We start from the raw sequence: 16,880 nt of genomic DNA, 5'->3' as shown, positions 1-16,880 counted from the left end.
GGGTGCGGGGGTCGGGGTCGGGTCGTCGCGACGCCGAGAAATCTAGGCGCGGCACGCCGCCCCCGGAACCTGAGGTCCACGGCCTTCCGGTTGTTCCGCCGTGAAATCCCCGGCATGCTGCGCCCATGACCACGCATCTCCCGGCGTACACGCCGGACGCCACCGACCTGGCCGTGCTGGAGGTTCTGCAGCGGGACGGCCGGGCGAGTTTCACCGAGCTGGCGCGGGCCGTCTCCATGTCCCCCAGCGCCGTCACCGAGCGGGTGCGACGGCTGGAGGAGGCGGGGGTGATCCAGGGCTACTCCGCCGTCGTCGACCCGGAGCGGCTGGGGCTGCCGGTGCTGGCCTTCGTCCGCCTGCGCTACCCGACCTCGAACTACAAGCCCTTCCACGACCTGGTGGCCGTCACCCCGGAGATCGTGGAGGCGCACCACGTCACCGGGGACGACTGCTTCGTCCTGAAGGTCACCGCGCGGTCGATGCGGCACCTGGAGGAGATCTCCGGGCGGATCGCCGGGCTCGGGCCGGTGACCACCAGCGTGGTGTACTCCTCGCCCCTCCCCCGCCGGGCGATCACCGGCTGACGGCTCCGCGCTGCCGGACCGCCGACCCCTGGCGGCCCTTGACCACCTCGAGCTGGGCGTGGACGCGGCGCCTGAGGTCGGCGACATGGCTGACGATGCCCACGCTGCGGTCGCGTTCGCGCAGCGAGTCCAGGACGTCGAGGACCTCGTCCAGCGTCTGGTCGTCGAGGCTGCCGAAGCCCTCGTCGATGAAGAGGGTGTCCAGCCGGACGCCGCCCGCCTCCTCGGTGACCACGTCGGCCAGGCCCAGGGCCAGGGCGAGGGAGGCGAAGAACGTCTCGCCGCCGGAGAGGGTGGCGGTGTCCCGCTCCCGGCCGGTCCAGGCGTCGACCACGTGGAGGCCGAGGCCGCTGCGGCCCCGGCCGGAGCGGCCGTCGGAGTGGACGAGGGTGTAGCGGCCGGAGGACATCCTGAGCAGCCGGGCGGTGGCCGCGGCGGCGACCTGTTCGAGGCGGGCGGCGAGGACGTAGGACTCCAGGCGCATCCTGCGCTCGTTGTCGGCGGAGGTGCCGGCGGCCAGGCCGGCCATCCGGGCGACCTTGTCGTGCTCGGCCCGCAGCGGGGCCAGGGCGCGGGCGGCCCGGTGCGCCTCGGCGGAGAGCCGGTCCAGGTCGGCGCAGCGCCGCACGGCTGCGTCGTGGGCGGACGCGGTCCGGCGGACCCGCAGGTCGGCGGCGTCGAGCGCGGCCGTGGCGGCGGTCAGGTCCACGGGCGGGAGCTGGGCCGCGGCGGCGGTGTCCTCCTCGGCGAGGACGGCGCGGACCGCGGCGTGTTCGTGCTGCCAGGCGTCGAGCCGCCGCTGGAGGGCCCGGTGGGCGGCGGCGTCGAGCAGGGCGTCGGCGGCGGCCCGCGGGGTGTCGAAGCCGGCCCGGTAGGCGGCGTCGGCCAGGCGGGCGTCGGCGTCCTTGAGCCGGTGCGCCGCGGTCTCGGCGGCACGGGCGGCCTCGGCGGCGGCGTCGAGCAGGGCGACGGCGTTCTCCAGCTGGGCGGCGCGGGCGGCGACGCTCACGGCCGCGCCGCGCGCCTCGGTGAGCTCCCGCGCCAGGGTGGCGCGCTCCTGGTCGAGGCGTTCGCGGTGGCCGACGCGGGCGGCGGCGCGGACGGCGGCCTCCTGCCGGGCGGCGGTGCGGCGGGCGTGCTCCTGCTCGGCGCGGCGCAGTTCCTCGCGGGCGGGGTGGAGGTCGCTCGCGGCGAGGTGTTCGGCGCGGTGCCGTTCGGTCAGCTCGGCCAGCTCGCGGGCCAGGTGCGCGGCGGGCTCCTCGCCCGCCTCGGCGACGGCGGCGGCCAGGGCCTCGCGCAGGCCGGCGTGGCGCCGTTCGGCTTCGTCCGCCTGCTGCTGGCGGGTGCGGTGGTCGAGGCGGGCGGCCTCCTCGGTGGCCCGGTCGACGTGGCCGACGTCCTTGCCGGCCGGGGCGGGGTGGTCGGGGGAGCCGCAGACGGCGCAGGGTTCGCCGTCGCGGAGGGCGGCGGCGAGCTCGGCGGCGATGCCGTCCAGGCGTTGCTCGCGCAGGGTGTTCCAGTGTTCGTGCGCGGCGAGGGCGCTCTCCCGGGCGGCGGCGGCCTCGTCGCGGGCGGCCTCCGCCCGGACGGCGAGCCGGTCGCGTTCCCGGGCGGCCTCCAGCCGGCGTCGCGCGGGTTCCTGCCGGGCGGCGAGCTGTTCGGCGCGGGCGGCGGCCTCCTGGGCTGCGTCGACCCGGTCCTGGAGCGCGGCGCGGGTCTCCTCCCAGCCGGCGAGCCATTCCTCGGCCTCCTGGAGGGCTTCCTCGTCCGCCCGTTCCTGGCGGTCGAGCCGCTCCCGCTCGGCGGCCAGCGCGTGCAGCCTGCTCTCGGCGCGGCGGGCGGACTCCAGACCGCCCAGTTCCTCGGCGGCGCGGCGGGCGGCCGCGGCGAGTCCGGCCGCGCCGTCGTCGGCGAGCCCCGCGGGGAGCCGGTCGCGGGCCCGCTCCTCGGCGGCGGCCGCCCTGCGGTGCTCGGCCTCGGCGGAGCGCCGCAGGTCGAGGGCGGGGGCCACCGCCTCCGCCTTGCGGGACCGCTCCATCACCTCCTGGGCCTCGCGGTAGGCGGCGGCACCCTCCTCCAGGCGCCGGGCCTGTTCCCTCGCCTCGGCGAACCGCCGCTGCAGGCGTGCGAGTTCGCGGGCCTCGCTCGTCTCCCGCAGCACCTGCTCGCGGGACGTCTCGGCCGCGTCCAGCGCGGAGCGGGCGACGGCGAGCTGCTCCCGGGCGGTGGAACGGGCCACGGCCGCCGCGGTGAGCACGGTCTCGGCGAGTCCGGGGTCCCCGGGGGCGAGGGCGGGCAGCTCCATGGCGTCCCCGGCGGCCTGCTGCATGCGGTGCGCGCGGGCGAGGAGGTCGGCGTCGGCCTCCTTGACGCGGGCCTCGGTGCTGCGGCGGCGCTCGGCGAGGCGCTTCTCGACCTCGCCGAACCGCTCGGTGGCGAAGAGCCGGCCGAGCAGCTTGCCGCGGGCCTCGGCGTCGGCGCGCAGGAACCGGGCGAAGTCTCCCTGGGGCAGCAGCACCACCTGGCAGAACTGGTCCCGGCTCATGCCGAGGAGCTGGGTGATCTCCTCCCCTATCTCCTGGTGGGAGCGGCTGCCGGTGGTCTTCCAGAGGCCGGCGGCGGTGTCGTACTCGCGCAGCAGGCTCTGGGCCTTCTCGGGGGTGGTGCCGCTGCCGCGCTTCTTGGGGCGCAGCCAGGCGGGCTGCCGGGTGACCTCCAGGCGGCGGCCGGCCACGGTCAGCTCCAGGGTGACCCGGGTGCTGACGGCGGGGTCGGCGTGGTCGCTGCGCAGGGGGGAGCCCTGGGCGCCGCTGTGGCCGCTCTCGCGGGCTCCGGGCACCTTGCCGTAGAGGGCGTAGCAGACGGCGTCCAGCACGGAGGTCTTGCCGGCGCCGGTGGGGCCGTGCAGCAGGAACAGGCCGGCCGCGGAGAGTTCGTCGAAGTCGACGGTCTGGGTGGAGCCGAAGGGGCCGAAGGCGGTCATCTCGAGCCGGTGCAGCCTCATCGGGCGACCTCCTGGGCGGCGGCGTCGGCGCGCACGGCGTCGAAGGCGTCGCGGAGCACGGCGCGCTCCTCGTCGTCGGGTCCGGCGCCGCGGACGTGGGCCACGAAGTCCTCGGCGATCTGCTGGTCGGTGCGCCCGGCGAGGCGGCGGGCGTACGAGGCGCCGCTCTCCTCGGGTCCCCGGTCGGGGTCGAAGGCCAGGCTCAGGGTGTGCGGGAAGCGTTCGCAGAGCCGGACCATGGGGTCGGCGGGGCGTACCGGGTCGGTGAGCGTGGCCTCCACCCAGGCGTCCTCGTGCCGTGCCAGTGCCGGGTCGGCGAGGAGCTCCTCGAGCGGGCCGCGTATCCGGGCGAGGGCGCGCGGCACGGGGCAGTCGATCCGCTCGGCGTGCACGCCGCCGTGGGCGTCGAGGTCGACCAGCCACATCGTCTTGCGGTGGTCGGCCTCGGAGAAGGAGTACGGGAGCGGGGAGCCGGAGTAGCGGATCCGCTCGGTGATGGTCTGGCATCCGTGCAGGTGGCCGAGGGCGACGTAGTCCACGCCGTCGAAGACCCGGGCGGGCACCGAGGCGACGCCGCCGACGGTGATGTCGCGTTCGCTGTCGCTGCCCTTGCCGCCGGTGACGAAGGCGTGCGCGAGGACCACCGAGCGCGTCCCGTCGGGCCGGGCGGCGAGGTCGGCGCGGACCCGGTCCATGGCGGCGCCCAGCACCGCCTCGTGGGCCGCCTTGTCGACGCCGAACTCGTCCTTGACCAGGGCGGGTTCGAGGTAGGGCAGGCCGTAGAAGGCGACGTCGCCGAAGGGGTCCGCGAGGACCACCGGGGTGCCGGCCGAGGCGGCGTCGGTGCGCAGGTGGATGCCGGCGCGGCCGATCAGGCCGGCGCCGACGCCCAGCCGGCGCGCCGAGTCGTGGTTGCCGGAGATCATGACCGCCGGCACGCCGAGCTCCGCCAGCTTGTGCAGGGTGTCGTCGAACAGCTCGACCGCGGCCAGCGGGGGCACCGCGCGGTCGTACACGTCTCCCGACACGACCACCGCGTCGACCCGGTGCTCGCGCACGGCGCCGAGCAGGTGGTCGACGAACGCCGCCTGGGCCGGGAGCATGTTGACCCGGTGGAACGACCGGCCGAGATGCCAGTCCGACGTGTGCAGCAGCCTCATGCCCACCGACCTTAACGGTGACCACCGACAGCGCACCCGTTGCACACGTTTTGTCCCGTTTCGCCCCAACTGCCGGTCGCCGGGCGGTCACTGAACCGCCCCCGGACACGGCGGGGCGCCCGGCGGCCGACCGCCGGGCGCCCGACGGGCCGTCAGGGCTGGAGCGGCATGCTCCAGCAGTTGGAGGACGCCCGCCGGCCCTCGAGCCGGTCCTTCAGCCAGTCGACGGCGTCGCCCTGGTCGGTGAGCAGCGGCACCATGTGGTTGGTGAGGATCTTGTCGCCGAGGTTGGGCAGCACGATCGCCTTGTAGGTGACGTCGCCGCCCTTGCGGCACCAGTCGACGGCCATCTGGCGGGACTGCCGGTGCGGCACGATGTCGTCCTGGACACCCGTGGCGACGCGGACCGGACCGGAGGGCTTCCGGTCGCCGAGGCGCTGGTCGTCGAGGACCTCCTGGATGCGCGGCTCGCTCTCCACGATCTCCGCGAGCGAGCTGCCGTCGGTGGTCCAGGAGCTGCTGCGGCGGAACCCGTAGCCGAGGAGCGAGTCGCCCACGCACATGCCCGCGAGCTCCTCCAGCGCCTTCCTGCCCCGGTCGCTGAGGTGGGCGTCGGCGATGGGCCGCAGGTCGGGGTAGGCCTGGAGGAAGCCGTTGAGCGACCAGCCCAGGGCGCCGGCCAGCGCGCTGCCGTCGATGCCCTTGATCGTCTCGGTGAGGTCGGCGGGCGGCGCTCCGGAGTAGGTGCCGGCGAGGGTGACGTCCGGGGCGTAGGACGCGGCGAGTTCTGCCGCGGCGGCGGTGGCGCCGCCGCCCTGGCTGTAGCCGTAGAGGCCGATCCTCGACTCCGGGCGCAGCGAGGTCCCCGGGAGCGACCGGGCGGCGCGGACCGCGTCCAGCACGGCGTGCCCGCCGTCGACGCGGTTGACGTAGGTGTGCAGCCGGTCGGTGGCGCCGAGGCCCACGTAGTCGGTGACCACCACGGCGATGCCGGCCGAGAGCAGGCGGTAGATCGACAGGTCCTCGTAGCCGACCGAGACCGAGTCGTCCTCGATCAGGATCGGGTACTGCAGCCCCTTGGAGGCCGCGCACTCGTCACCCTGGCCCATGGTCCCGGGCGCCACGGCCACCAGCGGCCGCGCGCCGTCGCCCCGCCAGGCGGCGGTGGGCTCGATGTAGGCGCCGGTCACCGCGACGGGGCTGCCGCCGGAGTCGGTCGACCGGTACATCAGCCGGGTCGCCCGGCCGGGGAACGGGCCGCCCAGGGTCGGCAGGCTGATGGCCAGCGGGAGGGGTTCGCTGCGGACGATCGCGCCGTTCCGGTCGGGAAGGCTCGCGGGCGGGGTGTAGAAGTCGGACGCGGCCTCGGCGGTGGACGCGGACGAGGCGGCGGGCGCGGTGGGCGCGGCCTGGGCCACCGCGGTCTGCGCGCCCACGCAGGCCAGGGCGACCAGGGCGGCGGCGAGCAGCCTGCGGGCGGGCCTGCGGCCCGGGGCGGCGGCCGGCCGGTCGGAGATGCGGGTTCTGTGCACGCGGCTCACTCCAGGGGACGACGGAGGCCGGCGCGGGCAGGATGGCGCGACACCCGTGTTACCGGCGGTTACTTACCGGAGAGTAAGGTGAGGTCGCGGGTGGTGACAAGACACGTGCGGAGCCCTTCGTCACGGGCGTGACGCGGGGGGCGTTCGAGCCGTGCCGGCTCAGGCGTCGCCGTAGGCCTCTCCGCCGGGCGTGAACCCCGCGGTGCCCGCCGTGGCGTCCGCCAGCCAGGCCCGGAAGGACGGCACGTCCGCGTCGGGGAGGCCGATCTCGATCTCGACCCGCTCGCCGTAGCGCACGTCGCGCACCTCACGGCCGGTGGACCGCAGGTCGTTCTCGATCTTCCCGGCGCGCTGGTGGTCCACGGTCACCACGGCGATCCGGAAGCGGCGCCGGGTGAGCGTGCCGAGCGCGTCCAGCGCCTCGCCGACCACGCCGCCGTAGGCCCGGATGAGCCCGCCGGCGCCGAGTTTCACGCCGCCGTAGTACCGGGTCACGACCGCGACGACGTAGCGCATGTCGCGGCGCGTCAGCATCTGGAGCATCGGCACGCCCGCGGTGCCGCCCGGCTCGCCGTCGTCGCTCGCCTTCTGCACGGAGGCGTCGGCGCCGATCACGTACGCGTAGCAGTTGTGGGTCGCGTCCGCGTGCTCCTTGCGGACGGCGGCGACGAACGCCTGGGCCTCCTCCTCGGTGGCCGCCGGGGCGAGGCTGCACAGGAAGCGGGAGCGGTTGATCTCGGTCTCGTGCACGCCCGCGCGGGCCACTGTGCGGTACTCGTCCTGCATCCGGCCAGCCTATGCGGTGCGGCCCTGGCCGCCGTCGCCGCGTCCCGGGCCCGCCGCCCGCGTGGTGCCGCGCGGGCGGCTGGCCGGTCACGGTCGCGGCGAGAGGGCCGCCGCGACCGCGACCGGCCCGTGCCAGGCGTCGGCGCGGCTCAGGCGTCGGCGCCGGGTGCGGGCACGCCGCCGAGGGCGGGCAGCGGCGACGCGTGGTGCTCGACCGTCTCGCCGCCTCCGGCCGCCGCGGGGTCGGCGGGCGGCACGGACACGTCCGGCGCCTGACCCTGCTCCGGTGCGGCGGGGGTCGCGGGGGCCGCCGGAGCGAGGGGTTCCCGCTGCTCGCTGGGCCACTCCGGCATCTCCTCCGCACCGGGCGCCGGGGCCGCCGCCTCCGCGCCCGAAGCACCGGGGCCGGTCGCCTCCGCCGCTCCCTGCGCCCCTGACCCGGTCGCCTCCGCCGGAGCCGGCGTCCCCACCCCGGTCCCCGCCGCCCCGGTGCCCGCCGCGCCGGAGGTCCCCGCCCCGGTCCCCGCCGCGCCGGAGGTCCCCGCGCCGGCCGCCTCCGCGCCGGCCGCCTCCGACGGTCCCTGCGTCCAGCCGAAGGGATCCGTGGCCGGGTCCGGTCCCGCCGCGCCGGGGATCGAGGGCTCCCAGTCCGCCGGGCCGCCGCCCACGGGGAAGGCGCCCGCCAGGTCACCGGGCCACGGGACCGCGCCGTCGGTCCCCGCGGCTCCGGGCGCCACGGGCTCGGCGGCGTCGGGAAGGGGGCTGAACTGCGCGGATTGGCCCGCCTCCGAGCCGCCCTCCACGTCACCGCCTCCGGCGCCGGGCGCCGTCGGGTCCTCCGCCGTGGGGTCCCCCGCCGTCGGGACCTCCGCCGTGGGGTCGGCCGCGGGCCCGTCGGGCAGCGGCCCCCGCTGCGGTGAGCCGGGCGGCGCGAGCAGGTCGGCCGCGCCGGCCGCGCACCGCCGGGTCTCACATTCCCCCTGCGACCCGAAGGCCCCGGCGGCCCCGGCGGCCTGGGCGAGCGGCGTCGCGGCCACCGCCGCGAGCAGTGCGGCGGCGGCCACCGGCGGCGCCACCCGGATGCGTCGACGTCGTGCGGATCGGGTCATCTTCGTCCTCCTGGAGGTCGGCCCGGTCCACGAAGGGCCGCGGCGTCCGCGACGCCGGCGACGTCCGCGAGCGGCGGCGGCCACGGCAGGCGCACGGGGCCGGGGCCGCGGCCGGGGACCGGGGGCAGTGCCCCCCACCCCAGCACGCACCGCACCGGCCGGCGCCGCCGATCCGCCGACGGGGGTCTCTCCGGGGGACCCACGCACCCCGCACGGGTCACCACCACTGGGCCGACCGGCCGGGTGCGGGCCCGGTCCGGCCGCCCGGTGGCGACGATCAGGCCGGCACGTCGGCGGCCGGCACGTCGGCGGTCGGCGCTGCGGTGGCCGCAGTCTCACCCGTCGGCACCGTCCGCGCCGCGTCCCGCGCGATCCGGCGGCGCCGCGAGGGCAGTCCGAGGGTCGGATGGGCCACGCCCCAGGCCGCGCCCTTGCAGACGAGTTCCTTGTAGACCGCGGCCACCCGGCCGGTCAGCGCCGCGCTCCTGGCCCGGTCGTCGGCGGTGACGTACTGGATCAGGCCCTCCCTGCGCCCCAGCGAGACGCACTGGTTGAAGTAGCGCAGAGGCACCTCGGGGAGCTTCCCGCCGGTGAGCCGGGCGGCGATGGAGTCGGCGGCCTGCCACGCGGTCGGGACGCCGCTGGCGCACGACATCCGCAGCGGCCGGCCGCCGGGGCCCGTGGCCAGCGCGGCGTCGCCGACGGCGTAGACGTCCGGGTGGGAGACCGAGCGCATGGTCCCGTCGACCACGATCCGGCCCGCGCCGGCGACCTCCAGCGCGGTGGCCCGGGCGACGGGGTGCACGGCGAAGCCGGTGGTCCAGACGGTGACCGCCGCCGGGATCACCCTGCCGTCGGCGGTGGTGACGTGGTCGGCCTCGACTCCGGTGATCGCGGCGTTCTCGTGGACCGTGACGTCCAGCCCGTCGAAGACCTTCCTCAGGTGCCCGCGGCCCTTGGCGGAGAGCCAGTCACCCAGGCCGCCCCGGGCGGCGAGCGACACGGCCAACTGCGGGTGGGACTCGGCGATCTCGGTGGCGGCCTCCAGTCCGGTCAGGCCTCCCCCGACGACCACCACCGGCTGCCCGGCCTCCAGCCCCGCCAGCCGGTCCCGCAGCCGCAGGGCGCCGGCCCTGCTCGCGACCTCGTGGGCGTGCTCCCGGACGCCGGGGATCCCGTGGTCGTTCCACCCGCTGCCGAGGGCGTACACGAGGGTGTCGTAGGCGAGCTCCCGGGCGCCGTCCTCGCCCACGACCGCGACGGTCCTGCGCCCGACGTCGATCCCGGTGACCTTCGCGACCTCCAGCCGGACCCCGGTCCCGGTGAACATCTCCCGGAGGGGCCGGTGCCTCAGCTCCTGACCGACGGCGAGCTGGTGCATCCTGACGCGCTCGACGAAGTCGGGTTCGGCGTTGACGAGCGTGACGGCGACGTCCCGCGGGTGCAGACGCCTGGCGAGTCGGCCGGCCGCGGAGGCTCCCGTGTATCCGGCGCCGAGGACGATGATGCGGTGCTGCGTGGCCATGGCCTGCTCCTGTCTGCGCGGTCGTCACCCGTGTTCCGGGCGGTTACGCCTCTTGAACCGGGCAGCGCGCCGATCCCTGACGGGCAGATGATGTGACCTACGCCACACAGCACGCGTACCGGGCTGACCGCGGTCAGAACGCGTGGAACAGGGGCTCCCCGTGCTCCTCGCCCGCCCACCGCTCGGTGGCCCGCGCGAGCTTGTCCGGGTTGGCCTGGCTGCGGAACGCCCTGATGCCCTCGGACGTGACCTCCAGGCAGACCACGCCGACGACCCGCCCGTCCACGACGGCGACGACGGCGGGCTCGCCGTTGGCCGTCGTGGCGTGGATCTCCGGCGAGCCGCCCACCAGGTCGCGCTTGGCCTTCGCGGGCCTGAACAGGCCCCACATGAACCTGGCGACCGCCTGCGCGCCCTCGAACGCCTTGGTCCTGGCCGGCACCTTGCCGCCGCCGTCGCCGACCGCGAGGGCGTCGTCGGTGAGCAGGCGCAGCAGTCCGTCGTACCGGCCGCTGGTCGCGGCGGCCAGGAACTCCTCGGCGATCCGCCGCGCCGCCGTCCGGTCCACCTCGACGCGCGTCCTGCCCTGGGCGAGGTGGTGCTTGGCGCGGTGGAGGATCTGCTGGCTGGCGGACTCACCGATGTCGAGGATGTCGGCGATCTCCCGGTGCGAGTGCCCGAACGCCTCCCGCAGCACGTACACGGCGCGTTCGTTCGGGGTGAGCCGCTCCATCAGCGTCAGCACCGCGAACGACACCGATTCGCGCTGCTCCGCCGTCTCCGCGGGGCCGAGCATCGGGTCGCCCTCGAGCAGCGGCTCGGGCAGCCACTGCCCCACGTAGGTCTCCCGCCGCGCGCGGGCCGAGGTGAGCTGGTTGAGGCACAGCCGGGTGAGCACCTTGGTCAGCCACGCCTCGGGGACCTCGATGCGTTCGGGGTCCGCCGCGTGCCAGCGCAGGTACGTCTCCTGCACGACGTCCTCGGCGTCGCTCGCGGACCCGAGCATCCGGTACGCGATCGCTCCGAGCCGGGGCCTCGCGACCTCGAACCTGTCCACGTCCTCGGCGGTCAGCGGCATGGCTCGATGCTAGCCGCCCACCGGTCGCGCCGAGGCGCGGGAAGCACCTCGGCGCGGCAGGCGGGGGGAACGGCCGGCCGGGGGGAGACGGCCGGCGGGGTAAAACGGCCGGGGACGGCCGGCGGCGTCAGGCCGTCGGCACCGGCTTCGCCGGCTGCCGCGGCTCGGCGAGCAGGGCCCGCCGGGTCCGCGGGCCGAAGACCGCCAGGACGATCGCGCCGACCAGCCAGGCCCCCGCGATGAAGTAGAAGACGGCCTGGTACCCGCTGCCCTGGTAGACGGCGGCGACGATCAGCGGTCCGGCCGCGTTCGACAGGCGGCCGAGGCCGTAGGAGACGCCGGTTCCCAGGGAGCGGCCCCGGGTGTCGAAGAGCTCCGGGGAGTAGGCGTAGGCGAGCGCCGTGTAGCCGCGTTCGAACATGTTGACCAGGAAGCCGAAGACCACGATCAGGATCGGGTTGAAGGTGAGGCCGTACAGCAGGCCGCACAGGGCGATGACCGTGCCGAACACCGCGAGGGACCACTTGCGTTCGAACCGGTCCGTGACCAGGGAGGCCAGGAACGAGCCGAGCGGCGCGCCCACCGTCGTGAGGGCGACGTAGAAAACGGACTTCTCGACGCTGAAGCCCTCCTCGGCGAGCAGCGTCGGCGCCCAGCTGGAGAAGCCGAAGAAGCCGATGGTCTGGGTCACCCAGAGCACGGTGAGGAGCAGGGTGGGGTAGAGGTACTTCTTCTGCAGGAGCAGGCGCAGCGGGGCGCGGGTCACCGGGGCCTCGGCCACGGGCGGCAGGGGCTCGGGGAGCGGGCCCTTCTCGGCCTCGACGCTCTCCTCGATCTCGCGGAGGATCCGGTCGGCCTCGGCGTGCTCGCCGCGGCTCTCGTGCCAGCGCGGGGACTCCTTCAGCCGCTTGCCGAAGAGGACGAGCAGGATGCCGAGCGAGCCCCAGAGGTAGACCAGGCGCCACGACCAGTCGTTCAGGGGCACCACCGCGCTGGCGATGAGGTTGGTCGCCGGGGTGCCGCAGATGCCGATGACGATCGCGTACGCCTGGTACTTGCCGCGCACGGCGGCCGGGTACATCTCGTTGACGTAGATCACCGCGACGACGGTCATCGCGGCCAGGCCGGCCGAGGTCAGCACCCGCAGGACGCCGAGGGACACGATGTCCCAGGCGAAGGCCGAGAGGAACGAGAAGAACCCGAACCACAGCGTGGTCACCATCAGGGTCCGCTTGCGCCCCCACCGGTCGGCCAGGGCGCCGGCGCCGATGGAGCCGAGGAACATGCCCACGAAGGACAGCGAGGTGACGTAGGCGACCTGGTCGATGGTCACGCCCCACAGGCCGATGAGCTTGGGGGCGGTCGTCGCGAAGGTGTTGATGTCCGCGAACTCGAAGAAGTACGCGAAGGAGATGGCCAGGAGGGTGACCTTGTGGAACCGGCCGATCGGCAGCCGGTCGATCCGGTTCAGCGCGTTGGCGTGCGCCGGCGCCTGGGGTGACGTCATGGGAGGGATCCCTGTCGGAGGAGTCGGGAGGATGGGCGTGGGGGCGTACGGGCGTGGGGGCGTATGGGTGTGGGGGCGTACCGGAGGGGGCGGGGGGGTGCGGCGGGCGGTTGCCGGGTCAGGCGGCCTCGTCCGGCCAGTAGAGGCGCATGGGGTTGTCGACGAGCAGGCGCCGCTGCTGCTCGGCGGTGACCGCGATCAGCGGGATGTGGTCGACCAGCAGGCCGTCGTCGGGCATGTGGTCGGTGAGGTTGGGGTGCGGCCAGTCGGTGCCCCACAGCACGCGGTCGGGGAACTCCTCGACGACGCGCCGCGCGAACGGGACGACGTCGGTGTAGGCGTGGCGCTCGCCGTCCAGAGCGGCGGGGCCGCCCACGCTGAGGCGTTCGGGGCAGGTGACCTTCACCCAGACGTCGTTGGCCTCGACGAACCGCAGGAACCTGCCGAACTCGGGGCCGTCGGCGGACCGGGTCACGTCGGGCCGGCCCATGTGGTCGATGACCAGCGGAGCGGGGAGCGAGGCGAAGAAGTCCGCCAGGTCCTCGAGGTCCGCGCTCTCGAAGTAGAGGACGATGTGCCAGCCGAGCGGGGCGATCTTCTCGGCGATCACGGCGAGGGCGTCCCGGGGCGAGGCGTCGACCAGGCGCCGCACGAAGTTGAACCGCACGCCGCGCACGCCGGCCGCGTCCAGGTCCCGCAGTTCCCGCTCGGTGACGTCCGGGCGCACCGTGGCGACGCCGCGGGCCCGGCCGCCCGCCGACCGGACGGCGTCGACCATGGCCGCGTTGTCCGCGCCGTGGCAGGTGGCCTGCACGACGACGTTGCGGGCGAAGCCGAGGTGGTCGCGCAGCGCGAACAGCTGCTCCTTGCCAGCGTCGCAGGGGGTGTACTTCCGCTCCGGGGCGAACGGGAAGGCGGCCTGCGGACCGAACACGTGGCAGTGGGTGTCGACGGCGCCCGGGGGCAGCCGGAAGGCCGGGACGGACGGGTCGGCGTACCAGTCGAGCCAGCCGGGGGTCTTGGGGGCGTGGCGGGTCGGGTGGTTCATGGCGCTCCTGGTCCTGCGCGGCTTTCCTGGACGGCTGGAGCCTGGCCCGGCCCGGCGGCGCGCAGAAGCCGCCCCGACACGGATCTAACCTCGCCTTAACATTCCCGACCCGCCTCTGACGTGCTGCGATGTGCCCCACGCCACAGGTGGGCGGGCCCTCGGTGGTCTACATTCGGGGCCCGGGCGGATGCCCGGATTCCGCGCGGAGGGAGGTGGGCGAGGATGCAGATACTGCTGGCCGAGGACGACGACGGCGTCGCGGCGGCTCTGGTGGAGGTGCTGTACGACCACGGCCACGACGTCCGTCGGGTCCGTCACGGCCGGGACGTCCAGACGTACCACCGCAGCGCCGACCTCCTCCTGCTGGATCTCGGACTGCCCGACGTCGACGGCCTGGACGTGCTGCGGGCCCTGCGCGCGGTGAGCGACATGGCGGTGGTGGTGCTGACCGCCCGGGGTGACGAGCGGTCCGTCGTGCGGGGGCTGCGGCTGGGCGCCGACGACTACCTGGTCAAGCCGGTGCGGCTGGCGGAGCTGCTGGCCCGGATGGAGGCCGTCACCCGGCGGGCCGCGGCACGGGGGGCGGTGGCCCCGGCCGTCTCGCGCTCGGTGGGCGTCGGCGACGTCGAGGTCGATCTCGACGCCCGCCGGGTCCGGGTGGCCGGGGCCGACGTCGAGCTGACCGCGAAGGAGTTCGACGTGCTGGCGGTGCTGGCGGGGCGGGCCGGGACGGCGGTCAGTCGCGAGCAGGTGCTGGACGAGGTCTGGGGCGACGCCCACCGGGCCGTCTCCCGGTCGCTCGACGTCCACCTCACCCAGCTCCGCGCGAAGCTGGGGCGGCCCGAACTGATCACCACCATCCGGGGCTTCGGCTTCCGGTTCGGGGACTGAGGGCCGGCCGTGCGTTCCCGGGTCCAGACGGCGCTGCTGCTGTTCGTGGTGCTCACGGTGGCCGCGTTCGCCGTGCCGCTGCTGCTGTTCACCGCCTCGGACCGCACCCAGCAACTGGTCCTGGCCCGCGGCTCGGACCTGGACCGGTTCGGTTCGCTGATGGACCAGGCGGCCACCACCGGGGACTTCTCCGTGGTGCGTGCCGAGGCGCGCCGCCACACCGAGCTGTACGGGGAGCCGATCGTCATCACCGACGTCAGCCGCAGGCCGGTCGTCCAGACCGGCGGACTGCGCGCCGCCGACCCCGCGGTCGCCGGGCTGGTCGCCGCGGCGCTGCGCAACCAGACGACGCACCCCACCCACGCGCTCCACCCCTGGTCGCACGGGCACCGCATGTTCGCCGAACCGGCCGGCACCGGCACCCGGGTGACGGGGGCGGTGGTGATGCGGGCGTCGGTGGGCACCGCGGCCGGGGACATCGGCAGGCGCTGGGCCGCGGTGCTGGCCGGCACGGCCCTGGTCGCCGTGGCGTGCGCGGTCCTGGCCCGGGCCGCCACCCGCTGGGTGGTGCGGCCGTTGCGCCGGCTCGACCGCGCCGTGGGGCGGCTGGCCGCCGGGCTGCCGCCCGAACAGACCCGTGCCGGGGGTCCGCCGGAGCTGCGTCAGCTCGCGATCGGCTTCAACCGCATGGCCCGGAGCGTCACGACCGCGCTGGAGCAGCAGCGCCGGCTGGTCGCCGACACCTCGCACCAGATGCGCAACCCGATGGCCGCGCTCCGACTGCGGGTGGACGCCCTGCACACCCACCTGCCTCCGGCCGCCGACCGCACGTACACCGGCGTCACCACCGAACTGGACCGTCTGGAGGCCCTGCTGGACGACATGCTGGCGCTGGCCGCGGCGGAGCACCGGGCCGGTGAACTCACCGCGGGGACGGGCGCGGCGGCCTGCTGCGACGCGACCGAGGTGGCCCTGACGCAGCACCGGCTGTGGGAACCGGTGGCCCGCCGCGCCGGGGTGACGCTCACCGCGGAGCCCGTGGACGACCGGGCCGACGCCACGGTCGTCGCCGCCTGTTCGGACCACGAACTGGCCCAGGTCATCGACATCCTGCTGGACAACGCCATCAAGTACGCCGGGCAGGACGCCTCGGTCACCCTGCGCTGTGCCACCGAGGGACCCTTCGCGGTGCTCACCGTCCAGGACGACGGCCCCGGTCTGGGCGTCGACGAACTGGCCAGCGCCGGCACCCGGTTCTGGCGCTCGTCCCGCCACGCCGGCACCTCCGGCACCGGCCTGGGCCTGGCCATCGCGCGGCAGATCCTCACCGGACGCGAGGGCCGGCTGGAGCTGCGTCCGGCCCGGCCCCGGGGCCTGGAGGCCCGTGCCCTGGTGCCGCTGCCGCGGCCCGTTGTGGACCTGGGCCGGGAGGACACGTGACGACGCCGGCCGGGCCCTCCTCCCCCGGCCGCCGCGCGGTGCTGCGCGCCGCCGGCGGCGCGGGCGCCCTCGCCCTGCTCGCCGGCGGTGCGGCGGGCGACGCCCCACGGCGGCACGGCGGGCCGGGCGGCGTCCTGCGCATCGCCACCGGTGAACCCACCGCCTTCTACGCGGCGTTCGGCCGGCTGCTCGCCGGCGAGATCACCCGGGTCTGTCCCCGTCTGCGCTGCCGCGTCCGCACCACCGCGGGCGGCATCACCAACCTCAGGCTGCTGCGCGACGGTGAGGTGGACCTCGCCCTGGTGATGACGGACACCGCGCTGGCCGCGCAGGGGACCGCCTTCTTCCCGCGCCCGGTGCCGTTGCGCGCGATCGGCCGGGTCTACGAGACGTACCTGCAGTTCGCGGTGCGGGCCGACTCCTCGGTCCGGACGGTGGCGGACCTCGCCGGGCACCCGGTCTCGCTGGGCGCCGTCGGGTCGGGGGCGGCCGACCTCGGGGAGCGGCTGCTGCGCGCGGCGGGCCTGTCGGCCGCCGACGTGCCGGTGCGGCACCTGCGGCTGGCCGACGCGACCGCCGCGATGCGCGAGGGTTCCGTCGACGGCCTGCTGGTGGCGGGCGGCGTCCCCCTGCCGGCGCTGTCGCGGCTGGACGAGGAGACCGGACTGCGCTTCCTCCCGCTGGCGGACCTCCTGCCCCGCCTCGGCCGGACGGGAGATCCGGGGGCGGGCGGTCCCCCGGGAGCCGGGGCGCCCCCGGACGCCGCGGGGCACGGCGGTACGGCGGTGTCGGGAGCCCAGCTGGCCGACATGGGCCTGGAGCAGGTCACCTTTCCGCCGAGGGCCTACCGCGCGGCCGACGGCGTCGCCACCATCGGGGTGTCCAACCTCCTGGTGTGCCGCCCCGACCTGGACCCGCTCCTGGCGGACCTGCTCACCCGCCTGCTGGCCCTCCGGGCGAGCGCCCTGGTGCCCGACAACGCGGTGGGCGCCCAGTTCCTGGACATCCGCAGTCTCATCAGCACCGGCGCGACCGAGCTGCACCCCGGCGCCGCCGACGCCTACCGCGCCCTCCACGGCTGAGCGACCCGCGACGGATCCTGACGCCCGAAACATTCGGAAAGTTTCGCTCTTGTCCCGTAAGTGGCCGAATAGTTCCACCGTCCGACGCTGGAGGCCGGTCCCCCCGACCCGGTTTCCACCGTTCC

Annotated in this window: 13 protein-coding genes; 4 read left to right on the top strand and 9 right to left on the bottom strand. The window is 75.7% G+C overall.

Annotated features, from left to right (window positions below):
* Positions 1–125 precede the first annotated feature (125 nt).
* Positions 126–584: an Lrp/AsnC family transcriptional regulator gene (locus tag ABZ836_RS18295; protein ID WP_356134660.1), complete on the top strand. Its 459-nt coding sequence runs from the start codon at positions 126–128 to the stop codon at positions 582–584.
* Here ABZ836_RS18295 and ABZ836_RS18290 read toward each other — a convergent pair.
* The 9 genes from ABZ836_RS18290 to ABZ836_RS18250 form a co-directional block, all read right to left on the bottom strand.
* Positions 574–3,588, bottom strand: a complete 3,015-nt coding sequence (locus ABZ836_RS18290) for an SMC family ATPase (protein WP_361143372.1) — start codon at positions 3,586–3,588, stop codon at positions 574–576. The genes ABZ836_RS18295 and ABZ836_RS18290 overlap by 11 nt on opposite strands.
* On the bottom strand, positions 3,585–4,748 hold the full coding sequence (locus tag ABZ836_RS18285) for an exonuclease SbcCD subunit D (RefSeq protein WP_361143369.1): 1,164 nt from the start codon (positions 4,746–4,748) through the stop codon (positions 3,585–3,587). The genes ABZ836_RS18290 and ABZ836_RS18285 overlap by 4 nt, the downstream gene beginning before the upstream one ends.
* Before the next feature lie 152 nt (positions 4,749–4,900).
* A complete protein-coding gene (locus ABZ836_RS18280) occupies positions 4,901–6,280 on the bottom strand; it encodes a lipase family protein (RefSeq protein WP_361143366.1) in 1,380 nt (459 codons plus the stop codon).
* A gap of 168 nt (positions 6,281–6,448) precedes the next feature.
* Complete coding sequence (locus ABZ836_RS18275) at positions 6,449–7,075, bottom strand: YigZ family protein (RefSeq protein ID WP_361143363.1); 627 nt, start codon at positions 7,073–7,075, stop codon at positions 6,449–6,451.
* 149 nt (positions 7,076–7,224) lie between these two features.
* A complete protein-coding gene (locus ABZ836_RS18270) occupies positions 7,225–8,184 on the bottom strand; it encodes a hypothetical protein (protein WP_361143360.1) in 960 nt (319 codons plus the stop codon).
* Between the two features lie 277 nt (positions 8,185–8,461).
* Complete coding sequence (locus tag ABZ836_RS18265; protein WP_361143357.1) at positions 8,462–9,709, bottom strand: FAD-dependent oxidoreductase; 1,248 nt, start codon at positions 9,707–9,709, stop codon at positions 8,462–8,464.
* Positions 9,710–9,842: 133 nt separating this feature from the next.
* Entirely contained in the window at positions 9,843–10,787 is a 945-nt protein-coding gene (locus ABZ836_RS18260; RefSeq protein WP_361143354.1) for an RNA polymerase sigma-70 factor, read from the bottom strand.
* 127 nt (positions 10,788–10,914) lie between these two features.
* Positions 10,915–12,294: an MFS transporter gene (locus ABZ836_RS18255; RefSeq protein WP_356138967.1), complete on the bottom strand. Its 1,380-nt coding sequence runs from the start codon at positions 12,292–12,294 to the stop codon at positions 10,915–10,917.
* 118 nt (positions 12,295–12,412) lie between these two features.
* A complete protein-coding gene (locus tag ABZ836_RS18250) occupies positions 12,413–13,342 on the bottom strand; it encodes an amidohydrolase family protein (RefSeq protein WP_361143351.1) in 930 nt (309 codons plus the stop codon).
* Positions 13,343–13,564: 222 nt separating this feature from the next.
* On the opposite strand from ABZ836_RS18250, the gene ABZ836_RS18245 reads away from it, so the two are divergent.
* From ABZ836_RS18245 to ABZ836_RS18235, 3 genes are read left to right on the top strand one after another with little or no spacing between them, the layout of a single operon-like run.
* Positions 13,565–14,233 carry a response regulator transcription factor gene (locus tag ABZ836_RS18245; RefSeq protein WP_356138971.1) on the top strand — a complete coding sequence of 223 codons (669 nt, stop codon included), beginning with the start codon at positions 13,565–13,567 and terminating at the stop codon, positions 14,231–14,233.
* Between the two features lie 9 nt (positions 14,234–14,242).
* Complete coding sequence (locus tag ABZ836_RS18240) at positions 14,243–15,673, top strand: HAMP domain-containing sensor histidine kinase (RefSeq protein WP_361143348.1); 1,431 nt, start codon at positions 14,243–14,245, stop codon at positions 15,671–15,673.
* A complete protein-coding gene (locus ABZ836_RS18235; RefSeq protein ID WP_361143345.1) occupies positions 15,670–16,755 on the top strand; it encodes a TAXI family TRAP transporter solute-binding subunit in 1,086 nt (361 codons plus the stop codon). Before ABZ836_RS18240 ends, ABZ836_RS18235 begins: the two co-directional genes overlap by 4 nt.
* The last annotated feature ends 125 nt before the right edge of the window (positions 16,756–16,880 follow it).

The organism is Streptomyces sp. NPDC047130, assembly GCF_040643475.1.
GTDB lineage: Bacteria > Actinomycetota > Actinomycetes > Streptomycetales > Streptomycetaceae > Streptomyces.
The sequence above is the reverse complement of the archived record's forward strand: the minus strand, read 5'-3'. Positions and strand labels throughout refer to the sequence as shown.

Excerpts from the sequence above, each read along its gene's own strand:
- ABZ836_RS18250 (WP_361143351.1), bottom strand. The coding sequence starts at position 13,342 with ATGAACCACCCGACCCGCCACGCCCCCAAGACCCCCGGCTGGCTCGAC.
- ABZ836_RS18265 (WP_361143357.1), bottom strand. The coding sequence starts at position 9,709 with ATGGCCACGCAGCACCGCATCATCGTCCTCGGCGCCGGATACACGGGA.
- ABZ836_RS18285 (WP_361143369.1), bottom strand. The coding sequence starts at position 4,748 with ATGAGGCTGCTGCACACGTCGGACTGGCATCTCGGCCGGTCGTTCCAC.
- ABZ836_RS18290 (WP_361143372.1), bottom strand. The coding sequence starts at position 3,588 with ATGAGGCTGCACCGGCTCGAGATGACCGCCTTCGGCCCCTTCGGCTCC.
- ABZ836_RS18245 (WP_356138971.1), top strand. The coding sequence starts at position 13,565 with ATGCAGATACTGCTGGCCGAGGACGACGACGGCGTCGCGGCGGCTCTG.
- ABZ836_RS18260 (WP_361143354.1), bottom strand. The coding sequence starts at position 10,787 with ATGCCGCTGACCGCCGAGGACGTGGACAGGTTCGAGGTCGCGAGGCCC.
- ABZ836_RS18275 (WP_361143363.1), bottom strand. The coding sequence starts at position 7,075 with ATGCAGGACGAGTACCGCACAGTGGCCCGCGCGGGCGTGCACGAGACC.
- ABZ836_RS18295 (WP_356134660.1), top strand. The coding sequence starts at position 126 with ATGACCACGCATCTCCCGGCGTACACGCCGGACGCCACCGACCTGGCC.
- ABZ836_RS18270 (WP_361143360.1), bottom strand. The coding sequence starts at position 8,184 with ATGACCCGATCCGCACGACGTCGACGCATCCGGGTGGCGCCGCCGGTG.
- ABZ836_RS18255 (WP_356138967.1), bottom strand. The coding sequence starts at position 12,294 with ATGACGTCACCCCAGGCGCCGGCGCACGCCAACGCGCTGAACCGGATC.